The organism is Sedimentitalea sp. XS_ASV28 (assembly GCF_041224545.1).
In the GTDB taxonomy this organism is placed as follows: domain Bacteria; phylum Pseudomonadota; class Alphaproteobacteria; order Rhodobacterales; family Rhodobacteraceae; genus Sedimentitalea.
In genome coordinates, this window is sequence record NZ_JBGFGP010000146.1 from 16204 (window position 1) to 34466 (window position 18263).

General features: G+C 62.6%; 20 protein-coding genes. 10 read left to right on the forward strand and 10 right to left on the reverse strand.

Going from position 1 to position 18263, the window contains the following annotated elements; translation table 11 throughout:
* The first annotated feature begins 2 nt into the window (after window positions 1-2).
* Window positions 3-317: a hypothetical protein gene (locus tag AB9K34_RS14475; RefSeq protein WP_369955137.1), complete on the forward strand. Its 315-nt coding sequence runs from the start codon at window positions 3-5 to the stop codon at window positions 315-317.
* Window positions 318-334: 17 nt separating this feature from the next.
* Here the strand turns inward: AB9K34_RS14475 and AB9K34_RS14480 are convergent, their stop codons facing one another.
* The gene (locus AB9K34_RS14480; RefSeq protein WP_369955138.1) at window positions 335-1330 is read right to left on the reverse strand and encodes an asparaginase; all 996 of its coding nucleotides are present in this window, start codon (window positions 1328-1330) and stop codon (window positions 335-337) included.
* Window positions 1331-1501: 171 nt separating this feature from the next.
* On the opposite strand from AB9K34_RS14480, the gene AB9K34_RS14485 reads away from it, so the two are divergent.
* The 3 genes from AB9K34_RS14485 to AB9K34_RS14495 all read left to right on the forward strand — a co-directional run bounded on the left by AB9K34_RS14485 (window position 1502) and on the right by AB9K34_RS14495 (window position 4119).
* Entirely contained in the window at window positions 1502-2032 is a 531-nt protein-coding gene (locus AB9K34_RS14485; RefSeq protein ID WP_369955139.1) for an invasion associated locus B family protein, read from the forward strand.
* 125 nt (window positions 2033-2157) lie between these two features.
* The gene (gene rlmN / locus AB9K34_RS14490; RefSeq protein ID WP_369955140.1) at window positions 2158-3339 is read left to right on the forward strand and encodes a 23S rRNA (adenine(2503)-C(2))-methyltransferase RlmN; all 1182 of its coding nucleotides are present in this window, start codon (window positions 2158-2160) and stop codon (window positions 3337-3339) included.
* 3 nt (window positions 3340-3342) lie between these two features.
* Entirely contained in the window at window positions 3343-4119 is a 777-nt protein-coding gene (locus tag AB9K34_RS14495) for a DsbA family protein (protein WP_369955141.1), read from the forward strand.
* Here the strand turns inward: AB9K34_RS14495 and AB9K34_RS14500 are convergent.
* Window positions 4116-4958, reverse strand: coding sequence for a TIGR00730 family Rossman fold protein (locus AB9K34_RS14500; protein WP_369955142.1), 843 nt, complete (start codon window positions 4956-4958; stop codon window positions 4116-4118). The two genes, AB9K34_RS14495 and AB9K34_RS14500, sit on opposite strands and share 4 nt — an antisense overlap.
* A 76-nt stretch (window positions 4959-5034) precedes the next feature.
* On the opposite strand from AB9K34_RS14500, the gene AB9K34_RS14505 reads away from it, so the two are divergent.
* From AB9K34_RS14505 to AB9K34_RS14520, 4 genes are all read left to right on the forward strand, one after another.
* Window positions 5035-5958, forward strand: a complete 924-nt coding sequence (locus AB9K34_RS14505) for a threonine/serine dehydratase (protein ID WP_369955143.1) — start codon at window positions 5035-5037, stop codon at window positions 5956-5958.
* A 4-nt stretch (window positions 5959-5962) separates the two neighbouring features.
* Window positions 5963-6598 (forward strand): glutathione S-transferase family protein, encoded by a 636-nt coding sequence (locus AB9K34_RS14510; protein ID WP_369955144.1) that lies wholly within the window; start codon window positions 5963-5965, stop codon window positions 6596-6598.
* An 88-nt stretch (window positions 6599-6686) separates the two neighbouring features.
* A complete protein-coding gene (gene dapD, locus AB9K34_RS14515) occupies window positions 6687-7514 on the forward strand; it encodes a 2,3,4,5-tetrahydropyridine-2,6-dicarboxylate N-succinyltransferase (RefSeq protein ID WP_369955145.1) in 828 nt (275 codons plus the stop codon).
* Entirely contained in the window at window positions 7507-7851 is a 345-nt protein-coding gene (locus AB9K34_RS14520) for a hypothetical protein (protein ID WP_369955146.1), read from the forward strand. The genes dapD and AB9K34_RS14520 overlap by 8 nt, the downstream gene beginning before the upstream one ends.
* Here the strand turns inward: AB9K34_RS14520 and AB9K34_RS14525 are convergent, their stop codons facing one another.
* On the reverse strand, window positions 7852-8616 hold the full coding sequence (locus tag AB9K34_RS14525; protein ID WP_369955147.1) for an SDR family NAD(P)-dependent oxidoreductase: 765 nt from the start codon (window positions 8614-8616) through the stop codon (window positions 7852-7854).
* Window positions 8617-8726: 110 nt separating this feature from the next.
* Here AB9K34_RS14525 and AB9K34_RS14530 point away from each other — a divergent pair, with 110 nt between their 5' ends.
* Window positions 8727-9947: a CynX/NimT family MFS transporter gene (locus tag AB9K34_RS14530; protein ID WP_369955148.1), complete on the forward strand. Its 1221-nt coding sequence runs from the start codon at window positions 8727-8729 to the stop codon at window positions 9945-9947.
* A 9-nt stretch (window positions 9948-9956) separates the two neighbouring features.
* Here the strand turns inward: AB9K34_RS14530 and AB9K34_RS14535 are convergent, their stop codons facing one another.
* Entirely contained in the window at window positions 9957-10859 is a 903-nt protein-coding gene (locus AB9K34_RS14535; RefSeq protein WP_369955149.1) for a rhodanese-related sulfurtransferase, read from the reverse strand.
* Window positions 10860-10958: 99 nt separating this feature from the next.
* Here AB9K34_RS14535 and pncA point away from each other — a divergent pair, with 99 nt between their 5' ends.
* On the forward strand, window positions 10959-11555 hold the full coding sequence (gene pncA / locus AB9K34_RS14540; protein WP_369955150.1) for a bifunctional nicotinamidase/pyrazinamidase: 597 nt from the start codon (window positions 10959-10961) through the stop codon (window positions 11553-11555).
* Window positions 11556-11562: 7 nt separating this feature from the next.
* Here pncA and AB9K34_RS14545 read toward each other — a convergent pair whose 3' ends face one another.
* From AB9K34_RS14545 to AB9K34_RS14570, 6 genes are all read right to left on the reverse strand, one after another.
* Window positions 11563-12447, reverse strand: coding sequence for a DMT family transporter (locus AB9K34_RS14545; protein ID WP_369955178.1), 885 nt, complete (start codon window positions 12445-12447; stop codon window positions 11563-11565).
* Between the two features lie 341 nt (window positions 12448-12788).
* Window positions 12789-13076 carry an HU family DNA-binding protein gene (locus tag AB9K34_RS14550; RefSeq protein ID WP_369955151.1) on the reverse strand — a complete coding sequence of 96 codons (288 nt, stop codon included), beginning with the start codon at window positions 13074-13076 and terminating at the stop codon, window positions 12789-12791.
* 143 nt (window positions 13077-13219) lie between these two features.
* Complete coding sequence (locus AB9K34_RS14555) at window positions 13220-14683, reverse strand: AMP nucleosidase (protein WP_369955152.1); 1464 nt, start codon at window positions 14681-14683, stop codon at window positions 13220-13222.
* Window positions 14680-16482 carry an adenine deaminase gene (gene ade, locus AB9K34_RS14560; protein ID WP_369955153.1) on the reverse strand — a complete coding sequence of 601 codons (1803 nt, stop codon included), beginning with the start codon at window positions 16480-16482 and terminating at the stop codon, window positions 14680-14682. Before ade ends, AB9K34_RS14555 begins: the two co-directional genes overlap by 4 nt.
* Before the next feature lie 105 nt (window positions 16483-16587).
* Entirely contained in the window at window positions 16588-17301 is a 714-nt protein-coding gene (locus AB9K34_RS14565) for an HAD family hydrolase (RefSeq protein WP_369955154.1), read from the reverse strand.
* Window positions 17301-18209: a D-amino acid aminotransferase gene (locus AB9K34_RS14570; RefSeq protein ID WP_369955155.1), complete on the reverse strand. Its 909-nt coding sequence runs from the start codon at window positions 18207-18209 to the stop codon at window positions 17301-17303. The genes AB9K34_RS14565 and AB9K34_RS14570 overlap by 1 nt, the downstream gene beginning before the upstream one ends.
* Window positions 18210-18263 lie beyond the last annotated feature (54 nt).

Below are 18263 nucleotides of genomic sequence, written 5' to 3' on the forward strand. Positions count from 1 at the left end.
CAATGCCAAATTTCCTTTTCGTCTATCATGGCGGCGGCATGCCCGAGACGCAGGAAGACATCGACAAATCCATGGCCGCCTGGGGCAAATGGATGGAAGATAACGACCCGAGCCTCGTGGAGCCGGGAAACCCTGTGGGAAAGTCCAAAACCGTCAGCGCCTCCGGCGTCGCGGATGATGGCGGCGCCAATCCGGCCTCGGGCTATACGATAGTCTCTGCCGACGATATCGACGCGGCCTGCGCGATCGCAAAATCGAATCCGATGGTGGTAGACGGCTCTGGCTCGGTCGAGATTGCCGAAATCGTCGCGATTTGAACCTGACGTCGCGGCGCTCAGGCGAGCGTCGCGACCGGTCTGACGACCCCGCATTCCATGCCGCGCCGGTTCAGGATCGGGGCATTCATGAATTTCCGTGTCGCAGGATGATCGGCGTCGAGCACGCCAAGGCCGACAAGAAGCGCGGCAATCGTACATTCCGCCGCCCGTGTACCGCCATCGACGATCTTGAGCGCAATCCCCATGCGCTTTTCGGGGACGATCGCGACATAGACCGCCTCGGCGCCGGTCTTGATGGCGGCCCGCCGCCCCATCGCCCGCATCAATTCGGTACAGGCCCGCCCTTCGCCCGCCACCAGTTCGGGATGCGCCATCATCGCGGCGGTCAGGCTCGCGGCCGCCTCGCTCTGGCGGTCCGGGCGGTCCTGCGCCGATGCGAAAAACGCCATCGACCGCGCGAGACCGTGCAGGGTCGTTGCGAAATTGGGTGCGGAACAGCCGTCGATCCCATAGCCGAGGCTTTCCACCTGGGTGGTCTCTTCGATCGCCGACAGGCTGGCCTGTTGCACCGGATGATCGACCTCGACATATTCCGGACCCGCGCCCATATGCGCGGCCAGTGTCAGAAAGCCCGCGTGTTTGCCCGAACAGTTGTTGTGAAACTGGCACGGGCTTTCATCGGCGCGAATCAATGCGTTGCGTGCCGGTCTGTCGTCAGGCTCCTGCGGGCCGCAACGGAGATCATCCACGCCCAGACCGAGTTGGTCGAGCCATGCCTTCACCCTGTCGGTATGGATGGCTGCGCCGTTATGCGACGCACAGGCCAGCGCCAGTTGCTCGCTGCTCAGCCCGAACTTGTCGGCGGCACCCGATGTAATCAACGGCAGGGCCTGAATCATCTTGCAGGACGAACGCGGATAGATCACCACATCGGGATTTCCCCAGGCGCGCACAATCTGGCCGCTGTCGTCACAGATCACGGCATGGCCCATATGCACGCTTTCAAGCAGCGAAGCCCGCCATATTTCGGTCATTGGAACAGGATCGGTCACGTCAGCCCTCACAACTTGGCGAAATCCTGCCAAATGGCCTTTCGCCGGTGGTGAAACTTACGATATTGTGTATGTGTCGGCAAGCAGCGGGGCGTGCGTCAAGACGATTGCAAAGGTCGCTCGAACTCCCCTGAAATCATTGAGGTCTAGGACAGTCTGGAGGCTGTACACATGAAATCCTATCTTGCCCGCATCGCGGCGGGTCTGTGTCTGGCCAGCATGGCCACCATCGCACCAGCGCAGGAACAGAGCACCAACCGGGTCGCCGCCAAGACCGACTGGAGTGTCTTTGTCGAAAACGATCCCAAGGAGTGCTGGAGCGTTTCGGCGCCAAAGGAAACCGTCAACACCCGCGACGGGCGGGTTGTCGCGGTGCGGCGCAGCGATATCCTGCTGTTCGTGTTCTATCGGCCCGGATCGGACGTCAAGGGACAGGTCACCTTTACCGGCGGTTATCCTTTCGCTCCCGGTTCCAGCGTCAACATGAACATCTCGGGCAATGAATTCGAACTGTTCAGCGAAGGCGAGTGGGCCTGGCCGGCGACCGCGGCGGACGACGCCAAGATCATCACCGCGATGAAACGCGGCGCCGAGGCAACCGTCACCGCGCGCTCGGCGCGCGGCACGCAAACCAAGGATACGTTCTCGTTGCTGGGGTTCACTGCGGCACTGGAAGACGCGGAAAAGCGCTGCGGCGGCTGATCCGCGCCACCGGAATTGTACAAGATTGCGGCCTTACCGTATGATCGGTAGGGCCGAATTGTTTTGAAATGAGACGGAAACCCTATATAGGGACGATCTTGCTCCGCAACTCGAAGGTATGCCCCATGTCCGCGACCGCGCCGATCACCCAGGACGTGATGACCATTCCGCGCAAATTGCCCGAAGGGCCGATCAATCTGGTCGGGCTGACCCGCGACGCCATGCGCGAGACCCTGATCGCCCACGGCACGCCGGAGAAACAGGCCAAGATGCGGACCGGCCAGATCTGGCAATGGATCTATCAATGGGGCGTGCGCGACTTTGCCAGCATGACCAACCTGGCCAAGGCGTATCGCGCGCAACTGGCCGAGACCTTCGTGGTCGAGATCCCCGAGATGGTCAGCCGGCAGGTCAGCAGCGACGGCACCCGCAAATACCTCGCACGTATCGCGGGCGGTCACGAGGTCGAGGTGGTCTATATCCCCGAAGAGGATCGCGGGACGCTCTGCGTCAGCTCGCAGGTTGGATGCACCCTCACCTGTTCTTTCTGTCACACCGGCACCCAGAAGCTGGTGCGCAACCTGACGGCGGGCGAGATCATCGGTCAGGTGATGATGGTGCGCGACGATCTGGGTGAATGGCCGGAAATCGGCGCGCCCAAGGACGAGACACGCCTGTTGTCCAATATCGTGCTGATGGGCATGGGCGAGCCGCTCTACAATTTCGAGAACGTCCGCGATGCGATGAAGATTGCGACGGATCCCGAAGGCATCCAGCTCAGCCGCCGCCGCATCACCCTCTCCACCTCGGGCGTGGTGCCCGAGATTGCCCGCACCGCCGAGGAGATCGGCTGTCAGCTGGCGATCAGTTTTCATGCCACGACCGACGAGACGCGCAACCTCCTCGTGCCGATCAACAAGCGCTGGAACATCGAGGAACTTCTCTCCGCGCTCGCAGCCTATCCCAAGGTCTCCAATTCCGAACGGATCACCTTTGAATACGTGATGCTCAAGGACGTAAACGACAGCGACGAAGACGCACGCCGCCTGATCGACCACATCCGACGCCACCAGATCCCCGCCAAGATCAACCTGATCCCGTTCAACGAATGGCCCGGTGCGCCCTATCAACGGTCGTCCAACAACCGCATCCGCGCCTTTGCCGACATCATCTACAAGGCCGGCTATGCCAGTCCGATCCGGACCCCGCGCGGCGAAGACATCATGGCCGCCTGCGGACAATTGAAATCCGCCACCGAACGCGCCCGCAAATCACGCCGCCAGATCGAGGCCGAGGCCGGGCTCTGACCCATGTCGCTGCGCCGGCGCGATATCCTGATCGCCGCCGGGCTGGTCGGGGCGACCATCGCCCTGCCCCGCTTGGCAAATCTGTTCAGGCCCGAGTTCACCTTTGAACCGATCCCCGGCCTGCCCGGATTCCGGCGCATTTCCGGTCAGGCGCAGTCGAGCGCGCCGCCGGTCTTCAGCGGCATCGAACCTGTGGATGCCCGGGACATCCAGCGCCGCCGTGACGTCGCGAGTGACCCGTGTGGCGCGGCATTCGGATCGCAACGCTGGCCGGACGGGCATGTGCCGGTCGCGGTCTTTACCGATTACAACTGCCCCTATTGCCCGGCGCTGAGCGCAATCGTCATTGACCTGATCACCTCGGGCGCACCCGTTTCGGTCACGTGGCACGACCTGCCGGTGCTGGGTCCGCGCTCGGAGGCTGCGGCGCGGGCGGCGATTGCGGCAGATGCGCAAGGCCGCTATCTGCCCGTGCACGAACACCTGATGCGCGCGGTCCTGCGCCCGGGCTCACAGGCATTGCGCAGCCTGGCAGAGCGTTTCGACCTTGATGCCGACCGGTTCCTGCGGGACGAAGCCGGCCCCGAGACGCGGGAGCGCCTTGCACACAGCGACGCTGTGGCCAAGAGCTTCGGGATCTTCGGCACGCCATCCATGCTGGTCGGGCGCACGCTGGTCATCGGCCAGATCGATCGCGACCGGTTTGAATCTCTGATCGCGATCGAGCAGGAACTGGGCATGATGCCCTGTGGCTCGCCAGGCGGAGTCGGCGCCGGTTAGCGCCCGGGAATGCTGTCACGCGGCGGGGCGGGTTCCCAATTGTCGATGATCTTCACGGCCTCGCCGGCGGTCTCGACAAACGAGAACAGGTCGAGATCCTCCGCCGAGATGGTCCCCGCATCGGACAGGGCCTCCCAGTTGATCACCTTTTCCCAGAAGGCGCGGCCGAACAGCAGGAAGGGCACCCGCTCCATCCGGCCGGTCTGGATCAGGGTCAGCGACTCGAACATTTCATCGAGCGTTCCGAACCCGCCGGGAAACACGCAGATAGCCCGCGCGCGCATCAGGAAATGCATCTTGCGGATCGCGAAATAATGAAAGTTGAAGCTCAGTTCCGGGGTCACATAAGGGTTGGGTGCCTGTTCATGCGGCAACACGATGTTCAGACCGATGGACCGTCCGCCGGCCTCTGCCGCTCCGCGATTGCCCGCTTCCATCACGCCTGGGCCACCGCCGGTGACGACCACGTTCTCGCGCCCGCCGGTGCGAAGAGAGGTTTCGGTCATCAACCGGGCAAATTCCCGCGCCTCATCGTAGAAATGGGAAAGCTCCGCGAGCGTTTTCGTGCGTGCGCCGCCCTTGTTTTCCGGAGCGGGAATTCGCGCGCCGCCGAACATGACAATGGTGCTCTCGATGCCGTGCTCGTTCAGCAACAGGTCCGGCTTGAGCAACTCAAGCTGCAAGCGCACGGGGCGCAGTTCGTCGCGGCACAGGAAATCATCATCTGCAAATGCCAGCCGATAGGCCGGAGAGCGGGTCTGGGGCGTATCCGGCACATGTTCCGCAGTGTCGCGGTCGAGATGGGCGTCGCGAAACGGGCTCTGGCGGTCGTCGTTCATCGAGGTGATCCATGCTTGCGTGTTCCTTTCAGCCCTATAGGGTTCCGCGCGGCAAGACCAGCAAGAGGGCATGGAAATGGATTGGAAATCAGAGATTGACGCCGCGGCGGCCCGGATCGACGGGCATGTTGTCAGAACGCCGCTGCTGCAACTGGATGCTGCTGGCCTGCCGTTTTCGGTGCAACTCAAACTGGAACAGATGCAACATACCGGCAGCTTCAAGGCGCGGGGGGCATTCAACACATTGCTTGGCGAACCGGTTCCCGAGGCCGGCCTGGTCGCGGCGAGCGGGGGTAACCACGGGGCCGCCGTGGCCCATGCCGCCCATCGGCTCGGCCACGCCGCGCATATCTTCGTGCCGGAAATGGCCGGAGCGTCCAAGATTGCCCTGATCCGATCCACCGGAGCCGCACTGACCGTGGTGCCCGGCGACTATTCCAACGCCTTGCAGCTGGCACAGGATTATGAGGCAAGAACCGGGGCCAAACAGATCCACGCCTATGATGCCCCGGCCACGGTCGCGGGCCAGGGAACCTGTTTGCGCGAATGGGAGGCACAGGGTCTTGCAGCGGATACCGTCCTGATCGCCGTCGGCGGCGGCGGCCTGATTGCGGGGGCGCTCGCCTGGCTTGCCGGCAGGCGCAAGGTCGTTGCCGTCGAACCCGAAACCTCCTGCGCGCTGCACGCCGCACTCACCGCCGGGGAACCGACCGATGTCGAGGTCTCCGGCATTGCCGCAAATGCACTCGGGGCGCGGCGCATCGGGTCGATCTGTCTTGATCTCGCACAGGCACATCTCGGCGAGTCCGTCCTTGTCGACGACGATGCCATCCGCACCGCGCAACGCACCCTGTGGCAAAGCAGTCGCCAGCTCGTGGAACCCGCAGGCGCCACCGCACTTGCAGCGCTGATCTCGGGTGCCTATCGCCCCGAGCCTGGCGAAAAGGTTGCCGTGCTGGTTTGCGGCGGCAACATCGCCCCCGATCCGTTGCAGGAATAGCAGAATGGGCCTGATCCTCTATGCCTATCCGCCCAGCGTCTATTGCCAGATCGTTCGCATGGCGCTGCACCATCTGGAATTGACAGCGCAGATGATCGAGGTGGATCCGTTCACGGGCATCGGCGACAATCCGCATCCGTTCGGGCTTGTACCAACATTGCGCGATGATGAGTTCGAACTGTGGGAAACCTGCGCCATCCTGCGGTATCTCGATGCGCAATACGCGGGCGGTCGGCTGTCTCCCGCTTCCCCGCGTACGGTCGCGCGGATGGTGCAGGTCCAGAGCATCGCAGATTCGCAAGCCTACTGGCCGCTTGTCCGCATGGTGTTTGCCCAACGTGTCTTTGCGCCCCTGCACGGCGAGGCCCCGGATGAAACCCGTATCGCCGAGGGGATGACGCGTGCCGCACCGGTCCTGGGGGCGCTCGACGATATCGCGCGCGAGGGGCTGGTTCTCGCGCCTGGCAATGTCTCGCTCGCCGATATCCACCTCGCGCCGATACTCGGCTTTTTCAACGCGGCGCCCGAAGGTGCCGCCGCGCTCAACCGGTATCCCGCGCTGCATCGCTGGTTCGGTGAAATAGGCGCAAACCCCGCCTATCGCGAGACCTGTCCACCGCTGACACACGCCAAAAGCTGATACACCGCTTCGCGCGCATGGTTCACGTTGTTTGTCGTCGCGCGCCCCGCTATAGGGCAGTCAACGATTGATCACAGGAGACTCGTCCATGTCCAACGCGCAGCTGGAAACCGCCATCGAAGCCGCATGGGAAGCACGCGACACGATCACGCCCGCCACCACCGGCGAACAGCGCGAGGCCATCGAAGACACGCTGAACGCGCTTGACAGCGGCGCCCTGCGCGTGGCCGAGAAACAGGCCGACAACCGCTGGCACGTGAACCAGTGGGCGAAAAAGGCCGTGCTGCTCGGGTTCCGCATCAAGGATATGGAGCAACATGCCGGCGGCCCGCAGAATGGTGGCTGGTGGGACAAGGTCGACAGCAAATTCGCCGGATGGGGCGACAATCAGTGGAAGGCGGCAGGTTTTCGCGCCGTCCCCAACTGTGTCGTGCGCAAATCGGCCTATGTCGCGCCGGGCGTCGTCCTGATGCCGTCCTTTGTCAACCTCGGGGCCTATGTCGACGAGGGCACAATGGTCGATACCTGGGCGACGGTCGGTTCCTGTGCGCAGATCGGCAAGAACGTGCACCTGTCCGGCGGCGTCGGCATCGGCGGCGTTCTTGAACCCATGCAGGCCGGCCCGACCATCATCGAGGACAATTGCTTTATCGGCGCGCGCTCGGAAGTGGTCGAGGGCTGCATCGTGCGCGAAGGCTCGGTTCTGGGCATGGGCGTGTTCATCGGCCAGTCCACCAAGATCGTCGACCGCGAAACCGGCGAAGTGATGTATGGCGAGGTGCCGCCCTATTCCGTCGTGGTGGCCGGGTCGATGCCATCAAAGAACAACATCAATCTCTACTGCGCGGTCATCGTGAAACGGGTCGATGCGAAAACACGGTCGAAAACCGGCATCAACGAGCTTTTGCGTGACTGAGAAGCAGCAGAAAAAACCCTCGCGCCAGCAGGTCTATACCCTGCTGGTGCAGATCGGGCGCAAATCGGGCGACGGGCTGCCCGAAGAGGCCACCGGCGCGGCGCTGATGTGTTTCGCCAGCGGCGTCGACGAATCCGAGGCGGTGCGCGAAACCGTAGCGATCCTGAAGCAGGCGGACACCGCACCGCTCGACGTCACCGGCTATGGCACGCTTGCGGATCGCGAAGCGGCAGGGCACGAGATCGACGAGGACGAACGCGCCCTGATGCAGCGCGCCCTCGACGAGAACGCGGTGATCGTGGCGCAGATGACACCGTTTTTCGAAGACGAGACCTGATCAACCCGTCGTCCAGCCGCCATCGACCAGCAACGACGTGCCAGTGACCAGCCCGGAGGCATCCGACGCCAGGTACAGCGCGGCCCCCATGATATCTTCGATCTCTCCGACCCGGCCCAGCTTGATCTTGTCCCTGATCCACGCCGCGCGATCCGGCCGATCAAGAGTTACCCGGCTGAGCGGGGTACGGATGAACGTGGGAGCGATTGCGTTGATGCGGATGTTGTAGGGGCCCCACTCGATCGCCATCGCCTTGATCATCCCCTCAAGCCCCCATTTCGACGCGCAATACACCGTCCGGTCCATGCCGCCGACATGACCCATCTGGCTGGACAAATGAATGATCGATCCTCGCTTTCCCGCGTCTTTCAGCGCCCTCGCGACCCATGTCGACAGAAAGTAGGCGGACCGTAGGTTTACGTTCATCACCTGGTCAAAATCAGCAGGTTCCGTTTCGAACGCCGGTTTGGGCAGTGCCGCGCCGGCCGAATTCACCACGATGTCAAAGGAGCGAGCGTCAAGCGCGCTGGCCAGTTGATCCAGATCGCCCTGATCCAGTTGCAGGGCCTCGGCCGACCAGCCCCGCGCCGTCATCTCGTCAACCGTGGCGGCAAGACGCTTGATCCCGCGCGCCGCACAGACCACATGCGCACCGGCCTCGGCCAGCGCCACCGCACATCCCTGACCGATACCGGAAGACGCCCCGGTGACAAGCGCGGTCGTGCCCACAAGGTTGAAACTCGGCGGGGTCGGCAATGTCGTCATCAGGTATCATTCAGGTCCGGCTGCCCACGCATTTGCGTCGAAACACATGTTGTCTTCAACAGGTGATATTGTTCTTTGCTTTCGTGGCATACGGTCCTAGCGTGCGCGTCATGAGCAGCACCATCCATGACAGCAGCTATTCCTGGTTTCGACTCGGCATTACCCTGCTGATCGGCATGGTCGCCAATGCGGGCATGTGGGCGGTCGTGGTGGTGATGCCGGCGATCGAAACCGAATTCGGTGCGGGCCGCGCCGAGGCGTCGCTGCCCTATACGCTAACCATGGTGGGATTTGCGCTTGGCAACCTGCTGATCGGACGGGTGGTAGACCGGTTTGGCGTGACGCTCGCCCTGAACGGCGCGGCGGTCGGTATCGTGCTCGGTTATGGCCTGGCCGCGCTGGCCCCCAACATGGTCACGCTGTCGCTGGCGCATCTCGTTCTCGGACTTGGAACCGCCGTCGGGTTCGGGCCGCTGATCGCCGATATTTCGCACTGGTTTCTGAAGCGGCGCGGTATTGCGGTGGCGTTGGCGGCAAGCGGCAACTATCTCTCCGGGGCGATCTGGCCGACAATGCTGGCCGACGTTCTTGCCGAGAGCGGATGGCGACAGGTTTATCTGACGCTGGCCATCGTGACGGTCGCGGCTGTTGTGCCACTGTCCATGCTCTTGCGCCGTCGCCTGCCGGAAGAGGCCCATGTCGCCGCCGAGGCCGCGTCGGCGCTGCGCGCGCGCAGCGTCGGTCTCAGCCCCCGCACCTTGCAATACATACTCGGGTTCGCAGGCATCGCCTGTTGCGTGGCAATGTCGATGCCACAGGTTCACATCGTCGCCTATTGCGTCGGGCTGGGCTATGGTCCCGCAGTCGGGGCGGAGATGCTGTCGCTCATGCTCCTCGGTGGTGTCGTCAGCCGGGTGATTTCCGGGCTCGTCGCGGATCGGCTGGGCGGGGTCATGACCTTGTTGATCGGCTCGGTCCTGCAATGCGTCGCGCTGTTCCTCTATCTGCCCTATGACGGGATGGTGTCGCTCTACATCGTCAGCACGGTGTTCGGGCTCGCGCAGGGCGGCATCGTCCCGAGCTATGCGCTGGTGGTGCGCGAGTACATGCCCGCCAAGGAGGCCGGTGGCCGGGTCGGTTTCGTGATGATGATGACGATCATCGGCATGGCCCTGGGCGGCTGGATGTCGGGATGGCTCTATGACCTGACTGGCAGCTACCAGATCGCATTCTTGAACGGCATCGTCTGGAACGGATTCAATATCGCGATCATGCTGATGCTGCTGATGCGATCACGCCCGCGCACGGGCCGCGCTGTCGCAACCGGATGACCCCCGGCATCAGGTCGGGGCCTGCCCTCCGGCGCGTTCGCGGGCAAGGCGCATCTGTTTCTGGCGCTCGCGAAACCGGTTCTTGTCGCTCTCCGAGGTTTCAGAAACGCAATGATGGCACGAAACGCCTGCCTCGTATTCCGGGCGCGCCCTGTCTTCGGGGAGGATCGGGCGGCGACATCCGTGACAAAGCTCATGCGGACCCTCTTTCAGCCCGTGTTCGACGCTGACCCGGTTATCGAAAACGAAACACGCGCCATTCCAGGCGCTGTCGGCTGCCGGAACCTCTTCGAGATATTTCAGGATCCCGCCCCTGAGGTGATAGACATCCTCGACTCCCTGTCCCAGCAGGTAGTTCGTCGATTTCTCGCACCTGATCCCGCCAGTGCAGAACATGGCGATGCGCTTGTTGTGGAACCGGTGCTTGTTTGCTTCCCACCAGGCGGGGAATTCGCCAAACGACCGGGTGCGGGGATCGACCGCGCCCTCGAATGTTCCGATCGCCACCTCGTAATCGTTGCGCGTATCGATCACGGCGACATCAGGATTGCGGATCAGATCATTCCAGTCGGCCGGATCAACATAATGCCCGACCCGCGCCCTGGGGTCGATATCCGGCTGACCCATCGTGACGATCTCTTTCTTGAGCCGCACCTTCATGCGTCCGAACGGCGGCTCGTCACTGGTGGCTTCCTTCCATTCGAGATCGGTACAGCCGGGCAATGATCGCACATGCGCCAGAACCGCGTCGATCCCCGCGCGTGGTCCGGCAATGGTTCCGTTGATCCCCTCGGCAGCGAGCAGCAACGTACCGGTAACGCCCTGATCCCGGCACAGGGCCAGCAACGCGGGCTTTAGCGCGGCAGGGTCGGCAAACCGGGTGAAATGATAGAGCGCGGCGATGGTATACATGCGCCGCCAATTAGCCCCGCTTCCCGTGCGGCGCAAGGGCTCGCATTGACGCGGCCCGGCCCTCCGCATACCCATGATGCAGGATGAAGGAGACATGACATGCCCCGCGCCCTTATCGTGATCGACGTACAAAACGATTTCTGCCCCGGCGGCGCACTCGCCGTGCCGGGTGGCGACGAGATCGTGGGCGGGATCAACCGGCTTATGGTCGATTTTCCGGCAGTGATCCTGACCCAGGACTGGCATCCGGCGCGGCATTCGTCGTTTGCCTCGTCACACGCGGGGAAAAAACTCTATGACACGACCGAAATGCCCTATGGCGCGCAGGTCCTGTGGCCCGATCACTGCATCCAGGGAACCACGGGCGCGAAACTTCATGCCGATCTCAACACCGACCGCGCCGACATGATCATCCGCAAGGGCTACAACCCCGCGATCGACAGCTATTCCGCGTTCTTCGAGAATGACCGGACGACACCCACTGGGCTTGAGGGCTATCTGCGCACGCGCGGGATCAGCGACCTGACCATGGTTGGTCTCGCCACCGATTTCTGCGTGAGTTTTTCGGCGCTGGACGCGGCGAGGCTGGGCTTTGCCGTGACGGTTCGGACCGACTTCTGCCGCGCCATCGACCTCGACGGCTCGCTCGCCACCGCTCTGGACGGTATGAAGGACGCCGGGGTCACGCTCGCCTGACCGCCCGTCAGCTTGCCGGGGGGCGGCGCGGTGGTTGCCGCGATATCTGAACCGCGAAAATGGCCAGTGTCACGATCAGCACGCCGACGACATCCATCGGCCCAAGCATCTCTCCCAGCAGGATCGCCGCGATTGCGACGCCAAAAACCGGATTGAGAAAGTGAAAGGTCGCGGCCCGCACCGGCCCGACACGATCCAGCAGCATGAACCAGATCAGCGTCGCGGCCAGCCCCGGTACCAGCGTGGTGTAAAGAAACGCCAGCACAAGAGGCGTTGTCAGGTTGACGCGGATATCCTCGAACGCCAGCGACGCCACCACAAGACAGGCCGCACCGACGAACATCTGCAACCCGACAACCATCATGAAATTGCCGCCCGACGTGGCACCGCGCACGGCCAGTGTCGCGAATGTCAGGGCGAGCACACCGATGATGCACAGCGCCAGACCGTACAGATCGACACCCGCGGTAATGCGCGACCCCATGATCAGCGCCACCCCCAGGATCCCGGCAATCAGCCCGAAGATCCCCAGCGGACGCATTTTCTCGCCCAGCAAGAGCCAACTGGCAATCGCCAGCAGCAGCGGCATGGCCGAGGCGATGATCGCCGCAACGCTGGCCTCGACCGTCTGCATCGCGACAAAGTTCAGTCCTAGATACAGCGCGTTCTGACATACACCGAACAGGATCGTCGCATACCATTGTTTCCGGGTCAGGCGGAACCGCTGCCCCATCAGCAGGGCAATTGCGATCCCGATAATGCCCGACAGCAGGAATCGCATCGCGAGCGAAAACAATGGCGATGCGTCCACCACGATAATGCGTGCCGAGGTGAAGGCCGAAGACCACATGAAGGCAAAGGCAAGACCCATCAGGACCGAGCGTAAATCCATCATCGGTGCGGCACCTTTCCCCTGGATTTCTGCGGACCCACCGGGCTGGATCGGAGTGTATGCCTGCAGCCGGCGCGACCGGCGTCCGAACACTGGCCCCTGCGGATTTCAGACGAGCAGCAGGCTGTCACGAACCGAGATGTCCCTTCGGCCCCGAACACCGCGACGGCCCGGCCTCCGGGTGGTCACCATACCGGGGCGCGCGTTCCCCGGAGTTCTCCGCGCGTCGGATCACGCCGCAGATCCCTGTTGCCTGTGCCATATTGAGTGTCCTTCCGCCACGCCAACCAAAAAAGGGCCGCCACGGGCGACCCTTTCGGAAATCCCGGTATGATGCAAGATCAGCCGTTGACGCTGTCTTTCAGCGCCTTGGCGATGGTCATCTTGACAACCTTGTCCGCCTCTTTCTTGAACTGTTCGCCGGTCGCGGGGTTGCGGACCATACGCTCGGGGCGTTCGCGGCAATAGATCTTGCCAACGCCGGGCAGGGTCACGGCGCCGCCGTTCGACACTTCGCGCGTAATCAGTCCGGTGAGCGCATCCAGTGCGGCGCTCGCGGATTTCTTGTCGGTGTCCATATCCTCGGCCAGCGCGGCGACGAGTTGGGTTTTGGTCATCGGCTTCGACATTGTTTTTGCTCTCCTTCGTCTGCCCGATTTCTTGGGCCTCATCCCGCTTGTTTAACGGTATATTGTGTATAAACACAACGAATAGTGGGGCCTGACAAGCCAAAATGTGCTGGTTTTCGTTGTTTTTGGCCAAATTTGACCCGTCAGAGGAAGGCGGTTTCGTCAAATGACCGCAATTTCCGGCTATGCAGCCTTTCAAGCGGCATGTTCCTCAGGGATTCCATCGCCCGGATTCCGATGCTCAGGTGGCGCGACACCTGTGTATTATAGAAATCCGACGCCATTCCCGGCAGTTTCAGCTCTCCGTGCAGCGGCTTGTCGGACACGCACAGCAGCGTGCCATAGGGCACCCGGAAGCGATAGCCGTTCGCGGCGATTGTCGCGCTTTCCATATCCAGCGCGATGGATCTGCTCTGGCTGAGACGCTGCACCGGACCGGACTGATCGCGCAGTTCCCAGTTGCGATTGTCGATGGTCGCGACCGTACCCGTTCGCATGATCCGCTTGAGGTCGAAACCGTCCAGCTCGGTCACCTCGGCCACCGCTTGTTCCAGCGCGATCTGGATCTCGGCCAGAGCCGGGATCGGGGTCCAGACCGGCAGATCGTCGTCAAGCACGTGATCCTCGCGCAGATAGGCATGGGCCAGCACGAAATCGCCCAGCGCCTGGCTGTTGCGCAACCCGGCGCAATGTCCGACCATGAGCCATGCATGCGGCCGCAATACCGCGATGTGATCCGTTGCGGTCTTGGCGTTCGAAGGACCAACCCCGATATTTACCAGAGTTATGCCCGAGCCGTCCTTGCGCTTCAGGTGATAGGTCGGCATTTGCGGCAGTTTCAGCGGCTGTTCGATCGGCGCCTTCGGATCGGTGATTTCGACATTATGCGTCGAAACAAAGCTGCAATAGCCGCTCTCGGGATCAGCGAGCTGTGTCCGGGCATAGGCTTCGAATTCGGACACATAGATCTGGTAGTTGGTAAACAGAACGTGGTTCTGGAAATGCTCGGGATTCGTGGCCGTGTAATGCGACAACCGCGCCAGAGAATAATCGATACGCTGCGCGGTGAACAACGCCAGAGGTCCGGTGCCATTCGCCGCGACATGGGTGCCGTTGACGATGTCGTCGTTGGTCGTCGACAGGTCCGGCACGTCAAACACATCGCGCAGGATGAAATCCGCAGCGCCCTGCTGGGGCACTGTCAAGCTGGCGTCGTCTGCAACCGCGAAATGAACCGGCATTGGCGTGTCGGATGTTCCGATGGTCACCGGAAGATCATGATTTCGGATCAGGAGGCCGATCTGCTGAATCAGGTAATGGCTGAACAGGTCCGGGCGGGTGATTGTCGTGGCATAGGTTCCCGGGGCCGCGATATGCCCGAAACTGAGCCGTGTATCGACCTGCGCATAGCTTGAGGTCGTGATCCTCACCTCGGGATAGTAGGCGCGGATGCGATGGGCAGGCGCGCCATCGCGCATCGCCGCACGAAACCGTTCCGTCAGAAAGCCCGTCGCCTCGGTATAAAGCTCGCACAGGCGCGCGACCGCTTCTCTGGCGTCGCTGTAGTCGCGAGGCTCCACGGGATCGGGCGTCACGATGTCATTCACGCGTGGGTCTCCAGCACGTCGATCTGTTCGAATTTGCGCACGTCCACGAGGCCCAGATCAGAGATGCGCAGTTCGGGGATCACCACCAGCGCCAGCAGCGAATGCTGCATATACGCGTTGTTGAGATCGCAACCGCAATCGCGCATCGCCTGCATCATGCGTTCGGCATCCCGTGCGACCTGCCGCGCGGGGCTGTCCGACATCAGACCGGCGATTGGCAGCTTGACCAGCGCCAGTTCCGTGTCGTCGCGAAACACGGTAATCCCACCGCCGACCTCGGCCAGACGGTTCGCCGCCAGCGCCATCTGCGCCCTGTCGGTGCCGACAACGATCATATGGTGGCTGTCATGCGCCACCGTCGACGCCATCGCCATGCGCCCGCGATAGCCAAAGCCCGAAACGAAGCCGTTTACCACGCCACCGGTCGCGCGGTGCCGCTCGACCAACGCGATCTGGCACACCGCGCCCTCGCCTTCGACCACGCCATCCCGCACTGGCAGATCCTCTTGCAGCGCTTTGGTCGGGGCCTGATTCTCGACCACACCGATAACATTCGCCCGCGCATGATTTGCCCCTTCCGGTGCGGCGATCTCAAAATCCGCCGCACTCAGCCGATGCCCGAGATGTACCGTGTTGCGCGCCGTTTCGGGCCAATCGTAATGCGGACAATCGACAAGGCAGACACCGTCCCGGGCGACAATCTGCCCGCGCGCGATGACGAGTTCGATCGGCAATTCGGACAGGTCCGAACTCAGGAGAATATCGGCCCGTCGCCCGGGTGTGATCGAGCCAATCTCGCGTTCGAGTCCGAAATGGCTCGCCGTGTTCAGTGTGGCCATCTGCAACGCAATCACCGGATCGCAGCCACAGGCAATCGCGTGCCGCACCACCCGGTTCATGTGGCCCTCGTTGACCAGAGTGCCGGAATGACAATCGTCGGTGCAAAGGATAAAGCTGCGCGGGTCCAGTCCCTTTCGGGTGATCGCGGTGATCTGTTTTTCAACATCATACCACGCACTGCCCAGCCGCATCATCGACCGCATGCCCTGGCGCACGCGCGCAATCGCATCGGCCTCGCAGGTGCCTTCGTGGTCATCAGCCGGACCGCCTGCGACGTAGGCCGCGAAATCGGCACCCAGATCGGGCGAGGCGTAATGCCCGCCCACGGTCTTGCCCGCGCGTTGCGTCGCGGCGATTTCGGCGAGCATCGCGGGGTCTGCATTGGCGACCCCCGGAAAGTTCATCATCTCGCCCAACCCGATGATCCCGGGCCATTGCATCGCCTCTGCGACATCCTCGGGCGAAATCGCGTGACCGGTGGTCTCGAGCCCCGGTGCAGACGGCGCGCAGGATGGCATCTGGGTAAAGATGTTCACCGGCTGCATCAGCGCCTCGTCATGCATCATGCGCACCCCCGCAAGGCCCAGCACATTGGCGATCTCGTGGGGATCCGTGAACATGCTGGTGGTGCCGTGCGGAATCACCGCGCGCGAGAATTCGGCCGGGGTCAACATGCCGCTTTCGATATGCATATGGGCATCGCACAGGCCGGGAAGCATGTAACGCCCCCGCGCCTCGATCACCTCTGTGCCGGCCCCGATGCAATAGCTGGCATCCGGCCCGACATAGGCAATGCGGCCGCGGGTGATGGCAATGTCATGATCGGGCAAGAGTTCGCGGCTGTGCACGTTGACCCAGATGCCGCCGCGAATGACGGTCTCGGCGGGGGCACGGCCGGCGGCGACGGCAATGAGTTCGGCGGCCACATCCGGCCAGGAAGGAAACGGGGTCTGCATCATGGCGCAATTGTCCCGATTGCCCCGGCGGGCGCAACCCCTGAGCACACTTATCCGGCGCGGAACCGGCTCACCGTCAAAGCGACCCGCCGACTTTCGGCACGCCTCTTAGAGCGCCACCGATTTCAACCTGTTGTAGTGTTTCAGCGCGACGTCGTAGACGCCTTTCAGATGTTCGGGCACATGCGGCAACGGCCCTTCGGCGGCGGCAAAGCCGGTGCTCTTCCAGACCGACCCGTACCAATGCGGGGCCCAGGCTCCATCTTCGGGATGCCCGCCGCTCGGCCATGACAGCATTCTGGGCGTGAACGGCAGACCGATTGCTTTGCACAAGCGTCGCAGCATCCTGTCCGGATCCTTGCGGATGTCGGTGCTGTCGATCACCACCGGGCTGCCCTGCCATCTGTTCACCTCGTCGAACAGTTCGGCCTGCTGGACAAAGCCGATGTCATCGAGTGTCGGATCCTCACGCTTGGCGGCATAGCTCGCGATGACCCGTGCGGGATGCCGTATCAGAAAGACGTTGACCATGCCGCGCATCCAGTCGCGCGACACACCGGGCACCATGTGATGAGTCATGTGCTTCTGGTAGTAATGGGGCATGTCGCGGGGGATGGCGCCGGTGATCGCCTTGATCACCTCGCGGGAGTCGGTGGATTGCGCCCTGAGAATTGCGTCGCGCATGGGGTGATCCAGCCCGGTTTCCTCAAGATAGGCGGCATAGAACGGTTCATCCACGACGGCACAATCGCCACGCGCACCGAACGAATACATCATCGCCGTCGACAGGTTGCGCGGCCCCGACCACATCGCGATCCGCATCAGGCGCACTCCTTTTCAATCAAGCCCTTGTACAGGGCTCGGATCCGTTTGGTCACGGGGCCAAGCTGTCCATCGCCGATTGTCCGGCCGTCAATCGACCCGACGGGCGTCTGCGCTCCGAAGGTGCCCGTCAGAAACGCCTCGTCCGCCCCGTAGGTGTCAACAAGGCTGTAATTGCGTTCGTGCACGGGAATGCCATCGGCACGGCACAGGTCGATCACCTTCTGCCGGGTAATCCCGTTCATGCAGTAGTCTCCGGTGCTGGTCCAAACCTCGCCCTTGCGAACGATAAAGAAGTTGCAGGCATTGGTCGTGTTCACGAACCCGTTGACGTCCAGCATGAGAGCTTCGTCCGCCCCTGCCTTTTCCGCCGCGATACAGGCCAGGATGCAGTTCAGCTTGGAATGGCTGTTCAGCTTGGGATCCTGCGTCATCGGCAGTCCGCGCAGGTGCGGTACGGTTGCGAGGCGGATGGGCCGGGGCAGTTGCGGGCGTGAATGTTCCATGATGATCACCACAGTCGGCCCCGATCTGCTCAGCGATGGATGCTGAAACGGGCGCATCTTGATCCCGCGCGTCACCATCAGGCGCGCATGTGTATCGGTCTGCATGCCATTGGCCTGCTGTGTCTCGCGCAACGCGGCGATCACCCCGTCCCGGTCCATGCCGATATCGAGGTCAATTGCCTTGGCCGCCTCGAACAGACGGTCCATATGTTCGTCGAGAAACGCCCACGTCCCCTGATAGAGTCGCAACCCTTCCCAAACCCCGTCACCCAGCATGAAACCGCTGTCATAGACGCTGACGGTGGCCTGTGCCCTGGGCTTCAGTTCCCCGTCTACGTAAATCAGAATATTCTCATTCCGGGCGTCATTCTCGGCCTGATGGGTCGACATTTTTTCCGTCATCATACTCTCCCGAACCGCCATGCTGCGGTGCATGGCGGTCACCTTGCGTCACCA

Bases quoted from the DNA above. Each gene is read 5' to 3' on its own strand.
- AB9K34_RS14475 (WP_369955137.1), top strand. From the start codon at position 3: ATGCCAAATTTCCTTTTCGTCTATCATGGCGGCGGCATGCCCGAGACG.
- AB9K34_RS14485 (WP_369955139.1), top strand. From the start codon at position 1,502: ATGAAATCCTATCTTGCCCGCATCGCGGCGGGTCTGTGTCTGGCCAGC.
- rlmN (WP_369955140.1), top strand. From the start codon at position 2,158: ATGTCCGCGACCGCGCCGATCACCCAGGACGTGATGACCATTCCGCGC.
- AB9K34_RS14495 (WP_369955141.1), top strand. From the start codon at position 3,343: ATGTCGCTGCGCCGGCGCGATATCCTGATCGCCGCCGGGCTGGTCGGG.
- AB9K34_RS14500 (WP_369955142.1), bottom strand. From the start codon at position 4,958: ATGAACGACGACCGCCAGAGCCCGTTTCGCGACGCCCATCTCGACCGC.
- AB9K34_RS14505 (WP_369955143.1), top strand. From the start codon at position 5,035: ATGGATTGGAAATCAGAGATTGACGCCGCGGCGGCCCGGATCGACGGG.
- AB9K34_RS14510 (WP_369955144.1), top strand. From the start codon at position 5,963: ATGGGCCTGATCCTCTATGCCTATCCGCCCAGCGTCTATTGCCAGATC.
- dapD (WP_369955145.1), top strand. From the start codon at position 6,687: ATGTCCAACGCGCAGCTGGAAACCGCCATCGAAGCCGCATGGGAAGCA.
- AB9K34_RS14525 (WP_369955147.1), bottom strand. From the start codon at position 8,616: ATGACGACATTGCCGACCCCGCCGAGTTTCAACCTTGTGGGCACGACC.
- AB9K34_RS14530 (WP_369955148.1), top strand. From the start codon at position 8,727: ATGAGCAGCACCATCCATGACAGCAGCTATTCCTGGTTTCGACTCGGC.
- AB9K34_RS14535 (WP_369955149.1), bottom strand. From the start codon at position 10,859: ATGTATACCATCGCCGCGCTCTATCATTTCACCCGGTTTGCCGACCCT.
- pncA (WP_369955150.1), top strand. From the start codon at position 10,959: ATGCCCCGCGCCCTTATCGTGATCGACGTACAAAACGATTTCTGCCCC.
- AB9K34_RS14545 (WP_369955178.1), bottom strand. From the start codon at position 12,447: ATGGATTTACGCTCGGTCCTGATGGGTCTTGCCTTTGCCTTCATGTGG.
- AB9K34_RS14550 (WP_369955151.1), bottom strand. From the start codon at position 13,076: ATGTCGAAGCCGATGACCAAAACCCAACTCGTCGCCGCGCTGGCCGAG.
- ade (WP_369955153.1), bottom strand. From the start codon at position 16,482: ATGATGCAGACCCCGTTTCCTTCCTGGCCGGATGTGGCCGCCGAACTC.
- AB9K34_RS14565 (WP_369955154.1), bottom strand. From the start codon at position 17,301: ATGCGGATCGCGATGTGGTCGGGGCCGCGCAACCTGTCGACGGCGATG.
- AB9K34_RS14570 (WP_369955155.1), bottom strand. From the start codon at position 18,209: ATGACGGAAAAAATGTCGACCCATCAGGCCGAGAATGACGCCCGGAAT.